16 protein-coding genes are annotated in these 15,396 nt (G+C 70.2%); 5 read left to right on the top strand and 11 right to left on the bottom strand.

Going from position 1 to position 15,396, the window contains the following annotated elements:
- Window positions 1-5: 5 nt before the first annotated feature.
- The 6 genes from KSO97_RS03165 to KSO97_RS03140 all read right to left on the bottom strand — a co-directional run bounded on the left by KSO97_RS03165 (window position 6) and on the right by KSO97_RS03140 (window position 3,883).
- A complete protein-coding gene (locus KSO97_RS03165; RefSeq protein WP_232676440.1) occupies window positions 6-332 on the bottom strand; it encodes a hypothetical protein in 327 nt (108 codons plus the stop codon).
- Window positions 333-338: 6 nt separating this feature from the next.
- A complete protein-coding gene (locus tag KSO97_RS03160; RefSeq protein WP_232676439.1) occupies window positions 339-905 on the bottom strand; it encodes a hypothetical protein in 567 nt (188 codons plus the stop codon).
- Between the two features lie 107 nt (window positions 906-1,012).
- Window positions 1,013-1,423, bottom strand: coding sequence for a nucleoside-diphosphate kinase (gene ndk / locus KSO97_RS03155; protein ID WP_232676438.1), 411 nt, complete (start codon window positions 1,421-1,423; stop codon window positions 1,013-1,015).
- Window positions 1,420-2,112, bottom strand: coding sequence for a pyridoxamine 5'-phosphate oxidase family protein (locus KSO97_RS03150; RefSeq protein WP_232676436.1), 693 nt, complete (start codon window positions 2,110-2,112; stop codon window positions 1,420-1,422). The genes ndk and KSO97_RS03150 overlap by 4 nt, the downstream gene beginning before the upstream one ends.
- Window positions 2,109-2,519 carry a DUF4233 domain-containing protein gene (locus KSO97_RS03145; RefSeq protein WP_232676434.1) on the bottom strand — a complete coding sequence of 137 codons (411 nt, stop codon included), beginning with the start codon at window positions 2,517-2,519 and terminating at the stop codon, window positions 2,109-2,111. The genes KSO97_RS03150 and KSO97_RS03145 overlap by 4 nt, the downstream gene beginning before the upstream one ends.
- Window positions 2,516-3,883 carry a folylpolyglutamate synthase/dihydrofolate synthase family protein gene (locus tag KSO97_RS03140; protein WP_232676433.1) on the bottom strand — a complete coding sequence of 456 codons (1,368 nt, stop codon included), beginning with the start codon at window positions 3,881-3,883 and terminating at the stop codon, window positions 2,516-2,518. The genes KSO97_RS03145 and KSO97_RS03140 overlap by 4 nt, the downstream gene beginning before the upstream one ends.
- Window positions 3,884-3,976: 93 nt before the next feature.
- On the opposite strand from KSO97_RS03140, the gene KSO97_RS03135 reads away from it, so the two are divergent.
- The 4 genes from KSO97_RS03135 to KSO97_RS03120 all read left to right on the top strand — a co-directional run bounded on the left by KSO97_RS03135 (window position 3,977) and on the right by KSO97_RS03120 (window position 7,513).
- Entirely contained in the window at window positions 3,977-4,453 is a 477-nt protein-coding gene (locus KSO97_RS03135; RefSeq protein ID WP_232676432.1) for a DUF4334 domain-containing protein, read from the top strand.
- On the top strand, window positions 4,453-5,571 hold the full coding sequence (locus tag KSO97_RS03130; protein WP_232676431.1) for an NAD(P)-dependent alcohol dehydrogenase: 1,119 nt from the start codon (window positions 4,453-4,455) through the stop codon (window positions 5,569-5,571). Before KSO97_RS03135 ends, KSO97_RS03130 begins: the two co-directional genes overlap by 1 nt.
- 263 nt (window positions 5,572-5,834) lie before the next feature.
- Window positions 5,835-6,386, top strand: a complete 552-nt coding sequence (locus KSO97_RS03125; RefSeq protein ID WP_232676430.1) for a SigE family RNA polymerase sigma factor — start codon at window positions 5,835-5,837, stop codon at window positions 6,384-6,386.
- Window positions 6,383-7,513, top strand: coding sequence for a hypothetical protein (locus KSO97_RS03120; protein WP_232676429.1), 1,131 nt, complete (start codon window positions 6,383-6,385; stop codon window positions 7,511-7,513). The genes KSO97_RS03125 and KSO97_RS03120 overlap by 4 nt, the downstream gene beginning before the upstream one ends.
- 34 nt (window positions 7,514-7,547) lie before the next feature.
- Here KSO97_RS03120 and KSO97_RS03115 read toward each other — a convergent pair whose 3' ends face one another.
- Window positions 7,548-8,444, bottom strand: a complete 897-nt coding sequence (locus tag KSO97_RS03115) for a GNAT family N-acetyltransferase (protein ID WP_232676428.1) — start codon at window positions 8,442-8,444, stop codon at window positions 7,548-7,550.
- 51 nt (window positions 8,445-8,495) lie between these two features.
- On the opposite strand from KSO97_RS03115, the gene valS reads away from it, so the two are divergent.
- The gene (gene valS, locus KSO97_RS03110) at window positions 8,496-11,114 is read left to right on the top strand and encodes a valine--tRNA ligase (RefSeq protein WP_269781872.1); all 2,619 of its coding nucleotides are present in this window, start codon (window positions 8,496-8,498) and stop codon (window positions 11,112-11,114) included.
- Between the two features lie 205 nt (window positions 11,115-11,319).
- Here the strand turns inward: valS and clpX are convergent, their stop codons facing one another.
- The 4 genes from clpX to KSO97_RS03090 all read right to left on the bottom strand — a co-directional run bounded on the left by clpX (window position 11,320) and on the right by KSO97_RS03090 (window position 15,366).
- Window positions 11,320-12,606, bottom strand: a complete 1,287-nt coding sequence (gene clpX / locus KSO97_RS03105) for an ATP-dependent Clp protease ATP-binding subunit ClpX (protein ID WP_232676427.1) — start codon at window positions 12,604-12,606, stop codon at window positions 11,320-11,322.
- Between the two features lie 226 nt (window positions 12,607-12,832).
- Window positions 12,833-13,438, bottom strand: coding sequence for an ATP-dependent Clp protease proteolytic subunit (locus tag KSO97_RS03100; protein WP_232676425.1), 606 nt, complete (start codon window positions 13,436-13,438; stop codon window positions 12,833-12,835).
- A gap of 14 nt (window positions 13,439-13,452) precedes the next feature.
- Complete coding sequence (locus KSO97_RS03095) at window positions 13,453-14,058, bottom strand: ATP-dependent Clp protease proteolytic subunit (RefSeq protein ID WP_232676497.1); 606 nt, start codon at window positions 14,056-14,058, stop codon at window positions 13,453-13,455.
- Between the two features lie 120 nt (window positions 14,059-14,178).
- Window positions 14,179-15,366 (bottom strand): triacylglycerol lipase, encoded by a 1,188-nt coding sequence (locus KSO97_RS03090; protein ID WP_232676424.1) that lies wholly within the window; start codon window positions 15,364-15,366, stop codon window positions 14,179-14,181.
- Between the last annotated feature and the right edge of the window lie 30 nt (window positions 15,367-15,396).

The following is a 15,396-nucleotide window of genomic DNA, read 5'->3' as shown; positions in this document are numbered from 1 at the left end:
GGCGCTCACCGGACCTCTTCGACGAGACCGCGGCTCAGGAGCAGGCCGGGATCACTGATGAGGCGCTGGAAGCCCAGCGCCGACGCAGCATCGGTCGCGACGTAGTCCGCGAGAGCGGCGCGTAGCCCGTCCGCCTGCTCCTCACAACGGCGCGCCAGGCGGTCGCCGTGTTCGCGCCACAGCCGCGCGAAGCGGTCGACGACCGGTGCGACGGCATCGGTGAACCCGTGAGAGGTGGACTCGCCGATCTGTCTCGCGGCAGCGGCGACGTCGAGATTCTGCTCATCCCAGTGACGGGCGGCGAAGCCGACCGACGTGGGGACGACCTCCATCGCCCCTCACTCCTCGACGACGCGCAGATGGCCGCGGACCAGCTCGCGTGCCGTCTCGACACCCACGACGAGCGGCTCGGAGGTCACCACCAGGGTCACCAGGCCGGTCCGCTCCGCGACCACGCACTGGACCCGGATCCCCCCTCGCGCCGCAGCCAGACGTTTCAACCCGCCGACCGGAACGTCGAGGCGCCAGTCCGCCCTGTCGAGATGAAGCGCCGCAGCCTCCAGCACACGCTCGCCGTCGACCTGATGCCATGACCGTCGATCCGTCGCGCAGACCTCGCCGGGACGCCCCGCGGACCGCCACGAGCCCTGCAGCGACGGGCTCCCGCCGTCGGCGGGCGTGCCGGAGGTGACGGGACGCCGGATGCCTAGGGCCTCCTCGATCGACGCCGCCACCGCTGCCGCCGCCCCCGTGACGGCCGTCATCCGGCTCTCGAGGAGCTCAGGATCCACCGCTCCCCCCGGGAGCGGTGGATCCTCGTCGGGAAGGGAGACGAGATCGACGTCGGGGTGACGTCGATGCACCTCACCGAGGAACAGGTCGTGGAATGGGCCCGAGAACGTCATGGGACGAGGCTGCCCGGGCGCTCCGACCCAGAAACGCTCCCGTCGACGTGCCTGTGGACGAGACGGGCCCGACACGGTTGTGCGCGCACGAGGGCCGTCCTGGTGGGTCAGTCCAGACCGGGGAACCACAGCGCGATCTCACGCGCCGCGGAGTCCGGCGAGTCCGAGCCGTGCACCAGGTTCTCCCGGTTGGACAGGGAGAGATCGCCACGGATCGTGCCCGGTGCTGCCGCGCGGCCGTCGGTCGCGCCGTTGAGCGCGCGCACCACCTCGATCGCCTCGTCGCCCTCGAGCACGAGTGCGACGAGCGGGCCGCTGGTCACGAACGTCCGCAACGGCGGGTAGAAGTCGCGCTCGACGTGCTCGGCGTAGTGCGCGTCGGCCTGACTCGCGTCGATCTGGCGGTGCTCCATCGCCACGATCTGCAGGCCCTTGGCCTCGAAGCGGGCGAGCACCTCGCCCACGAGGCCGCGTCGGACGGTGTCGGGCTTGAGAAGCACCAGAGTGCGCTGCGTCATGCCTGTGACCCTAGTGCGGCCGCCCGCGCCAGCACGTCGTCGGGCACCCGGTCGTGGGAGTCCGCCCCGGAGACGGGCTCTCCGGCGACCCGACGGATCGGGATCACCCCACCCCAGACGCCGGCCGCGACATCGCTCTCCTCGTCGACGGGCCCCTCGGCGCGGCGCTTCATCGACGCCTCCCGCAGCGGGACGGCGAGCACCGACGTCGCCGCGAGCTCCTTGCGCGTGCTGGGCCGCAAGGTCGCCGCACGCCCGGGAACCATGTGGTCGACGGTCAGGTCGAGCGCCCGCTGCTTCTCCTCGGCCTCGCCCACCACTCGGGCGTCGCCGACGATCACCGCGGAGCGGTAGTTCATGGAGTGGTGGAACGCCGACCGGGCGGTCACCAGCCCGTCGAGCTCGGTGACGGTGACGCACACGGTCGTGGAGTCGGCGCGAGTCAGCCAGCGCGCCGCGACCGAGCCATGGATGTAGAGCGTGCCGCCGTCGTCCGGGCCGTCGCGGTCGACGGCGATGGCCACCGGGAGCACGACCGGATGATCGCCGACGTCCACGCCGACGTGGGCGATGAGAGCGTCGTCGAGCAGGGCGAAGAGGTCCTCGCGCTCGGCGACCGAGCGGTTGCTCCCGCGCTTGACGGTGGTCCGGGGGGTCGGGGAGAGCGGCTCGGACGCAGAGGTCGTCATGGCTCCAGGCTGGCAGGACCGACGGAGTCCTCGCTCCCCATTTCCGCGTCGTAGGCGGCGAAAGCCGCGGCCCGCTCGGCCTCGATCCGACGACCGAGCACGTCGGCGGCCGCCCAGAGGAAGGCGAAGATCCCGCCGAGCGCGAACATCGTGGGGACGAAGACACCGAGTGCGACCGCCGCAACCTGCAGCACCCACCCGAGCGTGTAACCCCACGACGCCCGCAGCATCCCTGCCGTCAGGGTGCACGCCACGGCGAGACCGAGTCCGATCGGCAGCGCGGTCGCCGGCTCGACGTCGGCGACCGCGACCATCACCGGCGTGCTGAGACCGAGGGTGATCGCCTCCAGGGTCAGGACGGCGGCGCACATCCCGCGGCGCGGCGACTTCTCGCGTTCGCCGGTCATCGACGCTCCCCCCGCAGCAGCAACGTGCGGGCCTCCCCGACCGTGATCACCGAGCCGGTCACCACCACGGCGCCGGAACCGAGCGGGCCGCCCTCGGCCTGACCGGCCTCGGCGAGCGCGGCAGCGACGTCGATGGCGTCGACCAGGCGCGGCTCCACACTGACGCGGTGCTCGCCGAAGATCTCGCGCGCCCGCCCGGCCAGCTGCTCGGCCGGCATCGCGCGCTCGGTGCTGTTCTGGGTGATCACCACGTGCTCCAGGTGCGGCTCGAACGCGGCGAGCAGACCCTCGGCGTCCTTGTCGCCCATCACGCCGATGACCCCGATCAGGGGCGAGAAGCTGAAGGAGTCCTCCAGCGCGGCACCCGTCGCCTCGGCCCCGTGCGGGTTGTGGGCGGCGTCGAGCACGATCGTGGGACTGCGCCGCACGACCTCGAGCCGGCCCGGAGAGGTGACCTCGGCGAACGCCTCGCGCACGACGTCGTCGGACAGTGCCTCACCTTCACCCAGGAGGGCCTCGACGGCAGCGAGGGCGACCGCCGCGTTCTGCGCCTGGTGCGCGCCGAAGAGAGGCAGGAACACGTCGTCGTAGCGAGCGCGGAGGCCCTGGAGCGAGACCACCTGGCCGCCGACGGCGGGCACCCGGTGCACCACGCCGAACTCCATGCCCTCGCGGGCGACGGTGGCGCCGACCTCCGCGGCGTGGGCGACGAGCACGGCAGCCGCCTCGACGCTCTGCTGCGCCAGGATCGCGACCGATCCGGCCTTGATGATCCCGGCCTTCTCCCGGGCGATCTCCTCGGGCGTGTCCCCCAGGTACCGCGCATGGTCGACGGCGATCGGCAGCACCACGGCGACGTCGGCGTCGATCACGTTGGTGGCGTCCCAGGAGCCGCCCATACCGACCTCGACGACCGCGACGTCGACCGGCGCATCGGCGAACGCGGCGTAGGCCATGCCGACGACGGTCTCGAAGAAGCTGAGCGGGTGCTCCTGCTCGGCGTCGACCAGGTGCGTGTACGGGGCGACGTCGTTGAACGCGCGCACGAACGCCTCGTCGTCGAGCGGCTCCCCGTCGATGCTGATCCGCTCGTTCATCGACTCCACGTGGGGGGAGGTGAAGCGCCCGGTGCGCAGGTCGAGCGCACGCACGAGCGTGTCGATCATCCGTGAGGTCGAGGTCTTGCCGTTGGTGCCGGTCAGGTGGATGGACCGGTAGGACCGCTGCGGGTCGCCCAGGAGGTCGCAGAACGCGGCGATGCGGTCGAGCGAGGGCTCGAGCCTGGTCTCGGGCCACCGTGACAGGAGGGCGTCGGTGACCTCCTCGATCGACTGCGCCAGCCGGGGCGCGGACTGCTCACTCACCCCGACACTCTATTTCGTGCGCCCTCGACGTCGACGCGACGGGTTCCGGTGCGGACACTCCCCAGATGCGAGAACAGGTTCTAGGTTGAACCCATGACCGATCTCCACGACCGGTTCGACGCACTCCGCCGAGCGAACGCCGTCGAGCCCGCCGACCTCGACGCGCTCTGGCGCGACCTCGCGCCCGCGAGCATCGAGGAGATGCTCGGAGGCTGGCGTGGCGGCGACTTCGCCACGGGTCACCCGGCGAGCGCCGTCCTGGAGCAGGTGCGCTGGCACGGCAAGCGCTTCGACGGCCCCTTCGACGTCAAGCCGTTGATGTGTCTCGACGACGACGGCGCCCTCTTCTCCCACCTCGCCGCCGGCGGAGGGGGCGAGGCGTCGCTGTGGGAGGTCGGCTTCCGAGGCGAGACCACCGCGACGATGGTCTACGACCGGATGCCCGTGTTCGACCACTTCAAGAAGGTCGACGACGACACCGTGATGGGGATCATGAACGGCAAGCTCGACGCGGCGTTCGGCGTCTCCGATCTCTACTACTTCTGGCTGGAACGAGAGGACCGATCCTGATGCGCACCACGGCTGCGATCGTCAATGAGCCCCACGGCGGTTTCACCTTCGAGGAGGTCGAGCTCGACGAGCCGCGCGCCGACGAGGTGCTGGTGCGCGTCGTCGCCACGGGCCTGTGCCACACCGACCTCTCGGTCAAGGAGCAGCTCCCGCCGGAGATGTTCCCGCGGGTCTTCGGTCACGAGGGCGCCGGTGTCGTCGAACAGGTCGGGGCCGACGTCGTGGGCGTCGCGGTCGGCGACCACGTGCTGATGAGCTTCCGCTCCTGCCGGACCTGCGCGACGTGCGAGGAGGGAGCCGTCGGCTACTGCGAGAACACCCTGGTGCTCAACTACATGGGCTTCCGGATGGACGGCTCGACCACACATCACCGTGGCGACGGCAACGCCGAGCCGGTGTACGGCTCGTTCTTCGGTCAGTCGAGCATGGCGATGCACGCCATCGCCTACGCCGACAACTGCGTCGTCGTCGACAAGTCGCTGGACCTGCCGACGATCGCGCCGTACGGCTGCGGGTTCCAGACCGGCGCCGGCACGATCCTGAACCTGCTCAAGCCGGGCGCGGACGACAGCCTCGTCGTCTTCGGCGTCGGCGCCGTCGGGATCGCCGCGATCGCCGCCGCGCAGGCTGTCGGCTGCGGCACCGTCGTCGCCGTCGACCTGATGGACTCCCGGCTCGAGGTCGCGGCGTCCTACGGCGCGCTGACCGTGAACCCCAGCGCCCTCGGCCCCGCCGACTTCGGCGACCCGGTCGTCGAGCGGGTCAAGGAGCTCACCGGCGGAGGTGCCTCCTTCGCCATCGACACGACCGCGGTGTCGAGCGTCGTCAAGCAGGCCCAGCAGGCGCTGCGGGTGCGCGGCACCCTCGTGGCCCTGGGCCTGGGGCCCGCCGAGTACGCGATCGACGCGATCGACCTGCTGCAGAACGGCAAGATCATCCGATCCTCGGTCGAGGGCGAGAGCGACCCTCAGATCACCATCCCCGAACTGCTGCAGATGCGTGCCGACGGCCGGTTCGACGTCGACGGGCTCGTCACGACGTATCCCTACACGCAGATCAACCAGGCCATCGACGACGTCGCCAGCGGCAAGGTGGTCAAGCCCGTCCTCGTCTGGTGACGACCTGAGGGTCCGCGGTCGCGTGGGCGCCGTGGGCGGGGCGGTGACCCACGGAGGTTTCGCCACCGTGCCGGCGCCGGGAGCGGTGACCTGCTGGGGTTTCGCCGCAGCAAGAACCTCAGCAACTCACCGCTGCCGAACGCAAGACCTCAGCAAGCCACCGCCCAACCAGCCGCGAGCGGTGCGAACTCGACAGCGGCGCGACGGCGCGGCGACAACCTGATCTGCCTCCCACCTCGTCTGAACGGGCGAAGGGGTGAGAGATGGAGAAGGTCATGACACCGACGACGACCGCAGGCCGCGCGCCGGCAATGACGTTCGAGGAGTTCGTCGCCGCGCGCTCGACCGCGCTCTGGCGCAGTGCGTACCTGCTCACCGGTGACGCCCACAAGGCCGAGGACCTGCTGCAGACCGCACTCGTCAAGGCATGGCGGCGCTGGGACTCGATAGCGCGCCGTGATGGCGTGGAGTCCTACGTGCGCAAGGCGATGGCGACGACCTACACCGACTGGTGGCGGCGGCGCTGGAACGGCGAGGCGCCGTCGGCCACACCGCCCGACCGAGCCGACGAATCTCTGCCCGCCGAAGCCCGGGTCGACGCTCGCCGTGACCTAATGACGGCGCTGGCGACCCTGCCCAGGGGGCAGCGGGCGGTGGTCGTGCTGCGCTACTTCGACGACCTCACCGAACAGCAGACCGCGGACGCGCTCGGCATCTCGACCGGCACCGTGAAGAGCCAGGCCTCACGCGCCCTCCGCAGTCTGCGTGCCTTCCCTTCACTGGCGAACCACCTCGGCGAAGGAGACCTCTCATGACCGACCCGACCGAATCTCCGGGACTGCGCGACCTGCTCGACAGCGCCGCGCCCCCGCCCGCGCTGACGACCCGCGCGCGGATCGCCGCTGTCGAGCGGCGGGGCAGAGCTGCACGACGTCGCGCCCGAGGCGCGGTCGCAGGTCTCGTGGTCGTCGCCGGGCTCGGCGTCGCCATCCGAGCGCTGCTCCACAACGATGACGTGCCGGTCGCGGCGCGCGAGCACCGTACCTCTGCGCCGATCGTCGAGTGTCCGAGGGAGGCGCCGAACGTCAGCGGCCCGGAGACCATGCGGGTGGACCTGCCCGACGGCGCGACGTCGGCGCGGCTGTGCCCGGCGGCCTACAAAGGCAGCGCGTCAACACCGAGCGAACCTCGACCCGTCGTGGGGGGGATCGATGACCTGCTGCGAGCGCTCCGGGATCTGCCCGAAGTTTCCAACCGCAATTGCGTCGGCCTGCTCGCCCCCTGGTCACTGGTCATCGATTACCCCGGTCATTCGCCAGTCACGCTCGGCTCGAACTCCCAGGCCTGCGGGATGGTGAGGATCAACGGCGTGATGCGTGACGTTCCCGCGCTGCTCGCGATCGTCGCGCAGGCCATCGACGCCGAGTACGCCGATGGCGAGACGCCGGGCGAGCTGGCCACGCACGACGGAATCCCATGCCCGCAGAACCTGCCCCGCCCGATCCAGGCCCCCGAGCCGCAGGTCGCGCCCACGACCTCGGGGCTCGAGAGCGTCGACGCCGTCTGGATGTGCCGCTACAGCCTCCGCGGACCACGCAGCGTCGGCACAAGCAGTTGGTCTCGCCGGGAGGGTCCGACCCCCCTCACGGGCGACCAGCGAGACCAGGCTCTGGCCTACATCGCCACGTTGTGGCCCACCCCAGACCGAGCCCCGGGAACAGCGAGCATCGACTGCCCTGACGACCTCGGCCCCCGCACCATGCTCGTGATCGCATCCGACGGCGACCTGGCGGGCATCGTGACGGAGGAGTACGGCTGCCAACGCGTCCTTGTCACGGCCGAGCCGCACACGCTGGCTCCCGACGAGATCACCACGCCGACCGGGACGCGTCGCCCGCTGACCTCCCCCGAGCGACTTCCTCAGTTCCTCCGGGCCCGCTGACGACGAGGTTGACCCGTCTCCAGACAAAGACGGGTCAACCTCGGACCAGCCGCAGGCTGACGGTGTCGATGAGGGGGCGATAGCCGAGCCCGGTGTAGATGCGGTTGGAGACCGGGTTGGCCTGGTCGGTGAACAGGCAGGCACGGTGCCCGGCATCGAGGATGGCGCGTGAGACCTGCGCGACGGCGGCTGCGGCGTAGCCGCGACCCCGGTGCTCCGACGGCGTGTAGACGGGCCCGACCCTGACGACGCCGAAGGCGGGCAGCGACTGAGCCGTCAGGTGCGTGATCTCGCCGTCGACGTCCCAGAGGAACACCGTGCCCTCGGCGATGCGACCCAGGACGTCGTCGAGCGTGACGTGGTCGCCCGACCCGGCCTCGGGCACCCGCCCACCAGCGACGTCGACATCGTGCGCGAACGCGCGGAACCAGTCCGCACACAGCGCGGCGTCCCCTGGCCCGGCCGCTCGCAGCGTTCCGGGTGGGCGCGACGTGGGCTCGATCAACTCGGGGAGGTCGAAGAGCCGGGTGTGCTCGCGCGTCTGCACGGCGCGACCGGTCAGGTGGGCGATCTCATCGGCGAAGACCCCGACGGCGGGCAGCGCGCCGTTGACGCCGTCGACCTGCTCGCCCCGGTCGACCAGCAGCCGCGCGAGCGCCGCTGCCGCGTCGTCGGGCATCGGCAGGACATAGGGCGGGTACGGCGCGAACGGAGCCGCGCGCATCGCGGCACCGACCACATCTCCGCTGTCGTCGCGTGCCGCCATCCACCACTGCGGGTGGTCCGGACGACCCCGTCCCGCGGCCTCGGCATCGACATGTCGGTGTGCGACCGAGGAGACCACCGTCGTGAGCACCGGGTCGATCGCGAGCCAGCCCGCGGCCGCGTCGAGGAAGCCGGCCGCGCCGTCGAACATCTCCACGCTGGTCATGACGGGTATCCGATACGACAAGCGTGGACCCCCACAACTAGATTTACGTCCATGACCGAGATCATCGAGAGCCAGCCGAGTACCCCGACGAGCAGCGAGCCCGCTGCCGTCGTCGTACCCGAGAAGCCGGCCCTCGAGGGCCTCGAGGCGAAGTGGGCCGAGCGCTGGAGGGCCGAGGGCACCTACGCCTTCGACCGCACCCAGCCGCGCGAGAACGTCTACTCCATCGACACCCCGCCGCCGACCGTCAGTGGCAGCCTGCACGTGGGGCACGTCTTCTCCTACACCCACACCGACGTCGTGGCGCGCTTCCAGCGGATGCGCGGAAAGTCGGTGTTCTACCCGATGGGCTGGGACGACAACGGCCTGCCGACCGAGCGCCGGGTGCAGAACTACTTCGGCGTGCGCTGCGACCCCACGCTCCCCTACGACGCCGACTTCACTCCGCCGGCCAAGCCGGACCCCAAGAAGCAGATCCCGATCAGCCGTCCCAACTTCATCGCGCTCTGCGAGCAACTGGTCGAGGAGGACGAGAAGGTCTTCGAGGGCCTGTGGCGCACCCTGGGCCTCTCGGTCGACTGGAACCGCACCTACACCACCATCGGCAAGGACGCCCAGGTCGTGAGCCAGCGTGCCTTCCTGCGCAACTTCGCCCGCGGCGAGGCCTACCTGCAGGACGCCCCCACGCTGTGGGACGTCACCTTCCAGACCGCCGTCGCCCAGGCCGAGCTCGAGGCGCGCCCCTACGCCGGCGCCTACCACCGGGTGAACTACCACCGCCCCGACGGCGGCGTGGTCGCGATCGAGACGACGCGTCCCGAACTCATCCCCAGCGTCGTCGCCCTGATCGCCCACCCCGACGACGAGCGCTACCAGCCGCTGTTCGGCACCACGGTCACCTCGCCCGTCTTCGGCGTCGAGGTGCCGGTGGTCGCCCACCCTGCCGCGGAGATGGACAAGGGTGCCGGCATCGCCATGTGCTGCACCTTCGGCGACCTGACCGACGTCCAGTGGTGGCGTGAGCTGGCGCTACCGGTGCGCACCGTGATCGGTCGCGACGGCCGACTGCTGCGCGAGACTCCTGAATGGCTGGCGACGGACGAGGCCTCCGCCGCCTACGAGCGGCTGGCCGGCAAGACCACGTTCTCCGCCCGCGAGGAGATGGTCGCCATGCTGCGGGAGAGCGGTGACCTCGACGGCGACCCCAAGCCCACCGATCGCGTCGCGAACTTCTACGAGAAGGGCGACAAGCCGCTCGAGATCGTCGCGACCCGGCAGTGGTACATCAAGAACGGTGGCCGCGACGCCGACCTGCGCGGGGAGATGCTCGATCGCGGCCGCGAGATCACCTGGATCCCCGAGCACATGCACCACCGCTACGACAACTGGGTCGGCGGCCTCAACGGCGACTGGCTGATCTCACGCCAGCGGTTCTTCGGCATCCCGTTCCCGGTCTGGTACCCGCTGGACGCCGAGGGCGAGCCCGACTACGCCCACCCCCTCCTGCCCACTGAGGCCGAGCTGCCGATCGACCCGTCCACCGACGCCCCGCGCGGCTTCGAGGAGTCCCAGCGCGGCCAGGCCGGCGGCTTCATCGGCGACCCGGACGTGATGGACACCTGGGCGACGTCCTCGCTCACCCCCCACATCGCCGGCGGCTGGGAGGCCGACGACGACCTCTGGCAACGGGTCTTCCCGATGGACCTGTGCACCCACGCGCACGACATCATCCGCACCTGGCTGTTCTCCCGCGTGGTGCGCTCCCACTTCGAGAACGGCGTCGCGCCGTGGTCGCACGCGATGATCTCCGGCTTCATCGTCGACCCCGACCGCAAGAAGATGTCGAAGTCCAAGGGCAACGTCGTGGTGCCCGGCGAGATCCTCGACAAGTTCGGTGCCGACGCCGTCCGCTGGCGCGCCGCGATCGCCCGGCCCGGCCTGGACTCGCCCTTCGACGAGTCGCAGATGAAGGTCGGCCGCCGTCTGGCCATGAAGGTGCTCAACGCCTCCAAGTTCGTGCTCGGCAACGTCGGCGCCCGCGCCGTCGACCCGGTGCAGGTTCTGGAACCGATCGACTGCGCTCTCCTCGGACGGCTCGCCGGCGTGATCACCCGCGCCACCGAGGCCTTCAGCACCTACGACTACACCACCGCGCTGGAGGTGTCGGAGAAGTTCTTCTGGGAGTTCTGCGACGACTACGTCGAGCTGGTCAAGGAGCGCGCCTACGCCGAGGAGCCCTCGGCTGCGCGCGACTCCGCGCGCGCGACGCTGGCCATCGCGCTCGACGTCCAGCTGCGTCTGCTGGCGCCGTTCCTGCCCTACGTGACCGAAGAGGTCTGGTCGTGGTGGCACGAGGGCTCGGTGCACCGCGCCTCCTGGCCCGAGGCGCTGGAGCTCGGCTCGGCCGGGGCTTCCGACGGCACCACCGTCGACGCGGTCGCGACGGCGCTCGCGGGCATCCGCGGCGCCAAGTCGACCGCGAAGGTGTCGATGCGCGCCGCCCTGTCCCGTGCCGAGGTGCGCGGCCCCGCCGCGCTGGTCGCCCAGGCCGAGCTGGCGGCGGCCGACCTGCGTGCCGCCGGGAAGGTGACCGGCGAGCTGGTGTTCGTGGCCGACGACACCGCGACCGAGCTGAGCGTCACCGCCGAGCTGGCGCCCGTGGAGGACTGAGCCTCACCGGGTCTCGAGGCCCTCGGTGGTTGAGGTGCAGTTCGCTCTGGCGAACTGCCTCGAAAACCGCGTGAGATAGCGGCGGTCTGGCGCCTCACCGGGTTTCGAGACGCGCCGTTCAGTGCGCTCGTTCCTCGCGCCCTGAGCGACGCTCCTCAACCTCGGCGTGGACCAGGGGACTTGCGCGCTCCGCGCGCGAGTCCCCTCACGCCGACTTCTTCTTCTTCGCCTCGGGTTCGCGCAGGATCAGGTTCGGGGCGGCCTCGCCCTCGACGACCTCGCCGGTCACGACGACCTTGGCGACGTCGCCGCGAGAGGGCACGTCGTACATCACGTGGAGGAGGACCTCCTCGATGATGGCGCGTAGACCACGAGCGCCGGTGCCGCGCTCGAGCGCCTTCTCGGCGATCGCGTCGACGGCGTCGTCGGTGAAGTCGAGCTCCACACCGTCGAGCTCGAAGAGCTTGCGGTACTGCTTGACCAACGCGTTGCGTGGCTCGGTCAGGATCTGGACCAGCGCCTCGCGGTCGAGCTTGTTCACGCTCGCGATCAGCGGGAGGCGGCCGATGAACTCGGGGATCAGACCGAACTTGGTGAGGTCCTCGGGGCGGACGAGCGCGAGGAGGTCCTCCTGAGCGCGCTCCTCGACGCCGCGCACCTCGGCGGTGAAGCCGAGGGTCTTCTTGCCGACCCGCTGCTCGATGATGTGCTCCAGGCCCGCGAAGGCGCCGCCCACCACGAAGAGGATGTTGGTGGTGTCGATCTGGATGAACTCCTGGTGCGGGTGCTTGCGACCACCCTGCGGCGGGACCGAGGCCGTGGTGCCCTCGATGATCTTCAGCAGCGCCTGCTGCACGCCCTCACCGGAGACGTCGCGCGTGATCGAGGGGTTCTCGGCCTTCCGAGCGACCTTGTCGATCTCGTCGATGTAGATGATGCCGGTCTCGGCCTTCTTGACGTCGTAGTCCGCCGCCTGGATCAGCTTGAGCAGGATGTTCTCGACGTCCTCGCCGACGTAGCCGGCCTCGGTGAGAGCGGTGGCGTCGGCGATCGCGAAGGGGACGTTGAGCATCCGAGCGAGGGTCTGGGCCAGGTAGGTCTTGCCGCAGCCCGTCGGACCGATCACCAGGATGTTCGACTTGGCGACCTCGACCGACTCCTCCTTGGAGTGCTTGCCACCACCGGTGGGCTGCAGGCCGGCCTGCACCCGCTTGTAGTGGTTGTAGACCGCGACCGCGAGCGACTTCTTCGCCTGCTCCTGGCCGATCACATAGGAGTTGAGGAACTCGAAGATCTCCTTGGGCTTGGGCAGCTCGTCGAGACCGACCTCGGAGCCCTCGCTGAGCTCCTCCTCGATGATCTCGTTGCACAGATCGATGCACTCATCGCAGATGTAGACGCCGGGGCCGGCGATCAGCTTCTTGACCTGCTTCTGGCTCTTTCCGCAGAAAGAGCACTTGAGCAGGTCGCCTCCGTCACCGATGCGTGCCACGGGCGGTCCTCCGGATGGTGGCCGGCTGCGCGGGGAACGCGGTCGGCGAGGGGAAGGTCGAACACGACCTCGGAACAGGGATCGTCGCCGAGGCCGCCCACGCGGGCGCGTGGACTGGGAGCGACGCTACCCCGCGCCGTCCCCCCGCGGGGGGACGGACACGGGATGTCATCGGGCTCATCGGTCGGGCCTGACGCGATCTGAGGGGGTACCGACGCGCGGGGCGTCAGACCAGAGCGGGAGCCTTGAGCGACTCCAGCACGTTGTCGATCAGGCCGTACTCGACAGCCTGAGTGGCGGTGAGGATCTTGTCGCGCTCGATGTCGCGGCTCACCTCCTCCAACGAACGACCGCTGTGGTCGCTGATCATCTTCTCCAGCAGCTCGCGCATCCGCAGGATCTCGTTGGCCTGGATCTCGATGTCCGAGGTCTGGCCGAACGTGCCTTCGGTATAGGGCTGGTGGATCAAGATCCGGCTGTTCGGCAGCGCCAGGCGCTTGCCCGGCGTACCCGCAGCGAGCAGGATCGCCGCCGCCGAGGCCGCCTGCCCCAGGCACACGGTCTGCACGTCGGGCTTGATGAACTGGATCGTGTCGTAGATCGCCGTCAGCGCCGTGAACGAGCCGCCCGGAGAGTTGATGTAGATAGAGATGTCCTGGTCGGGGTTCATCGACTGCAGGCAGAGCAACTGGGCGATGACCGCGTTCGCGACGTCGTCGGAGATCGGCGTGCCGAGGTAGATGATGCGCTCTTCGAAGAGCTTGGCGTAGGGGTCGATCCGGCGGAATCCGTAGGAGGTCCGCTCTTCCCACTGCGGGATGTAGTAGTTCATGAGCAGGCTCCCCCTCAGTCGTTGGCGTGGGCCGGACGGCCCTGATCGGCAGCTTCGCGGGCGCTGGTGACGACCTTGTCGACCAAGCCGTACTCCAGCGCCTCGTGAGCGGTGAACCAGCGGTCGCGGTCGGCGTCGGTGGTCACCTGCTCGATGGTCTGGCCGGTGTGCTCGGAGATCAGCTCCAGCAGCACCTTCTTGATGTGCAGCGACTGCTGGGCCTGGATCTTGATGTCCGACGCCGAGCCACCCATGCCCGAGGAGGGCTGGTGCATCATGATCCGCGCGTGCGGGAGGGCGTAGCGCTTACCCTTGGTGCCGGCGCAGAGCAGGAACTGCCCCATCGAGGCCGCCAGCCCCATGCCGACGGTCGCGACGTCGTTGGGGATGTAGTTCATCGTGTCGTAGATCGCCATGCCGGCGTCGACGGACCCACCGGGGCTGTTGATGTGCAGGAAGATGTCGGCCTCGGGGTCCTCGGCGGACAGCAGCAGCAGCTGCGCGCAGATCGCGTTCGCGTTCTGGTCACGCACTTCTGAGCCGAGGAAGACGATGCGCTCGCGGAGCAGTCGCTGGTAGATGTGGTCGTCGAGGACGTTGAGCCCACCGGCGATGCTCATCTGCGTGGAGTTCGGGTTCACGTCGTCGACACTAGCCCGAAGCAGCGACAGTCCCGAGGGTGATCGGGCGGTGTTCGCCGACAGCGGAAGCAGCGCCGCCGCGGGTCGCCCGGTGCGGCCTCAGGACAGCCACTCCCCCAGCCGGGTGTGCACCTCTGGGTGGTTGAGCAGACCGAAGTGGTCCGTGCGACCGACGTGCACCAGGTCCGCCCCCGGGAAGAGGTCGCGGCCGGCTCGCCGTCCGTGCGCGGACGGCGGGCGCACGAGCAGATCGCCGACGACGTGCCCGACCGGGTGCCTCGGCGACGTCGTCAAGGTCGCGGCGACCAGTCGGTACCGGGCGTGCGGCAACGGTGCGACGTCCTCGTCGAGACCGACGACGAGATCGTGCACCCCGATCGAGCGCCAGTCCAGGATCCGACCGAAGGCCGCGGTCTCGGGCAGCACCGCGAGCCCGCGACTGCCGTGCCCGATGCCCCAGGCGATCGGCGCACCGCGGTGCGGGGTGCCGAGCGTGACCACATCGGTGACCAACTCGTTCCAGTCCCGAGCGCCGTCGGGTGCCTGGGCCGCCACGGCCCCGGCTGCCCGCAGGATGAGGCCGCCCATGGAGTGCCCGACGAGCGCGATCCGCTCGACCGGCACCGGCCACGAGTCCACCACGCGCTGGACGACGGCGTGCAGGGCGACGCCGTTCTCGCGCAGCGACAGACCGGTGTTGGTACGCAGCAGCACCGGCGTCCACCCCAGCTCCGCGACGGCGTCGGGGTAGGTGGTTCCGGTGCGCTCACGGTGGTGCTGCCAGTAGGACTCGTTCTCACAGAGACCGTGCAGGAAGATCACGAGCCGTGGCGAGGCGTCCGGGAACGCGCGCCGCAGGCCGGCGGCGTCGAGCTCCACATCGCGGCCTCCGGCACGGACGGCCGTCGGGATGGCCATCTGCGGCCGCTCGCGGAGCAGCTTGTCGCCGATCAGCCCGTTGACAGCGGAGGAGACGAAGCGTCCGCGCGGGGTCGCCTCCAGCGGTGCGCTCCACCCGCGAGACGCCGCCAGGTCCAACCCCGTCGAAGCGCCGCGCAGGCCCAGGCCGAGACCGCCGTAGACGGCCTCGGAGATACCGCGGTGGATGGCTTCGGGTGCCGCTGCCGCGGGGCCGACGAGACGACGGGTCATGCGGTGGACCCGGCGCGACCAGGCTCGGTGGGTGTCGCGGGCGCTGCCGACCACGAGTTGGTCGCCGACCTCGGCGAGCAGCGACAGCGCATCGAGCACCGAGGGGCCACTCGGAGCGGGGAGAGTCGTGGTCACGGCCCGAGCCTAGCTGTTGAGTGGACAATT

It is taken from the genome of Nocardioides sp. R-C-SC26 (genome assembly GCF_021246465.1).
Lineage (GTDB): Bacteria > Actinomycetota > Actinomycetes > Propionibacteriales > Nocardioidaceae > Nocardioides.
This window is presented reverse-complemented; position numbering and strand designations above follow the sequence as displayed.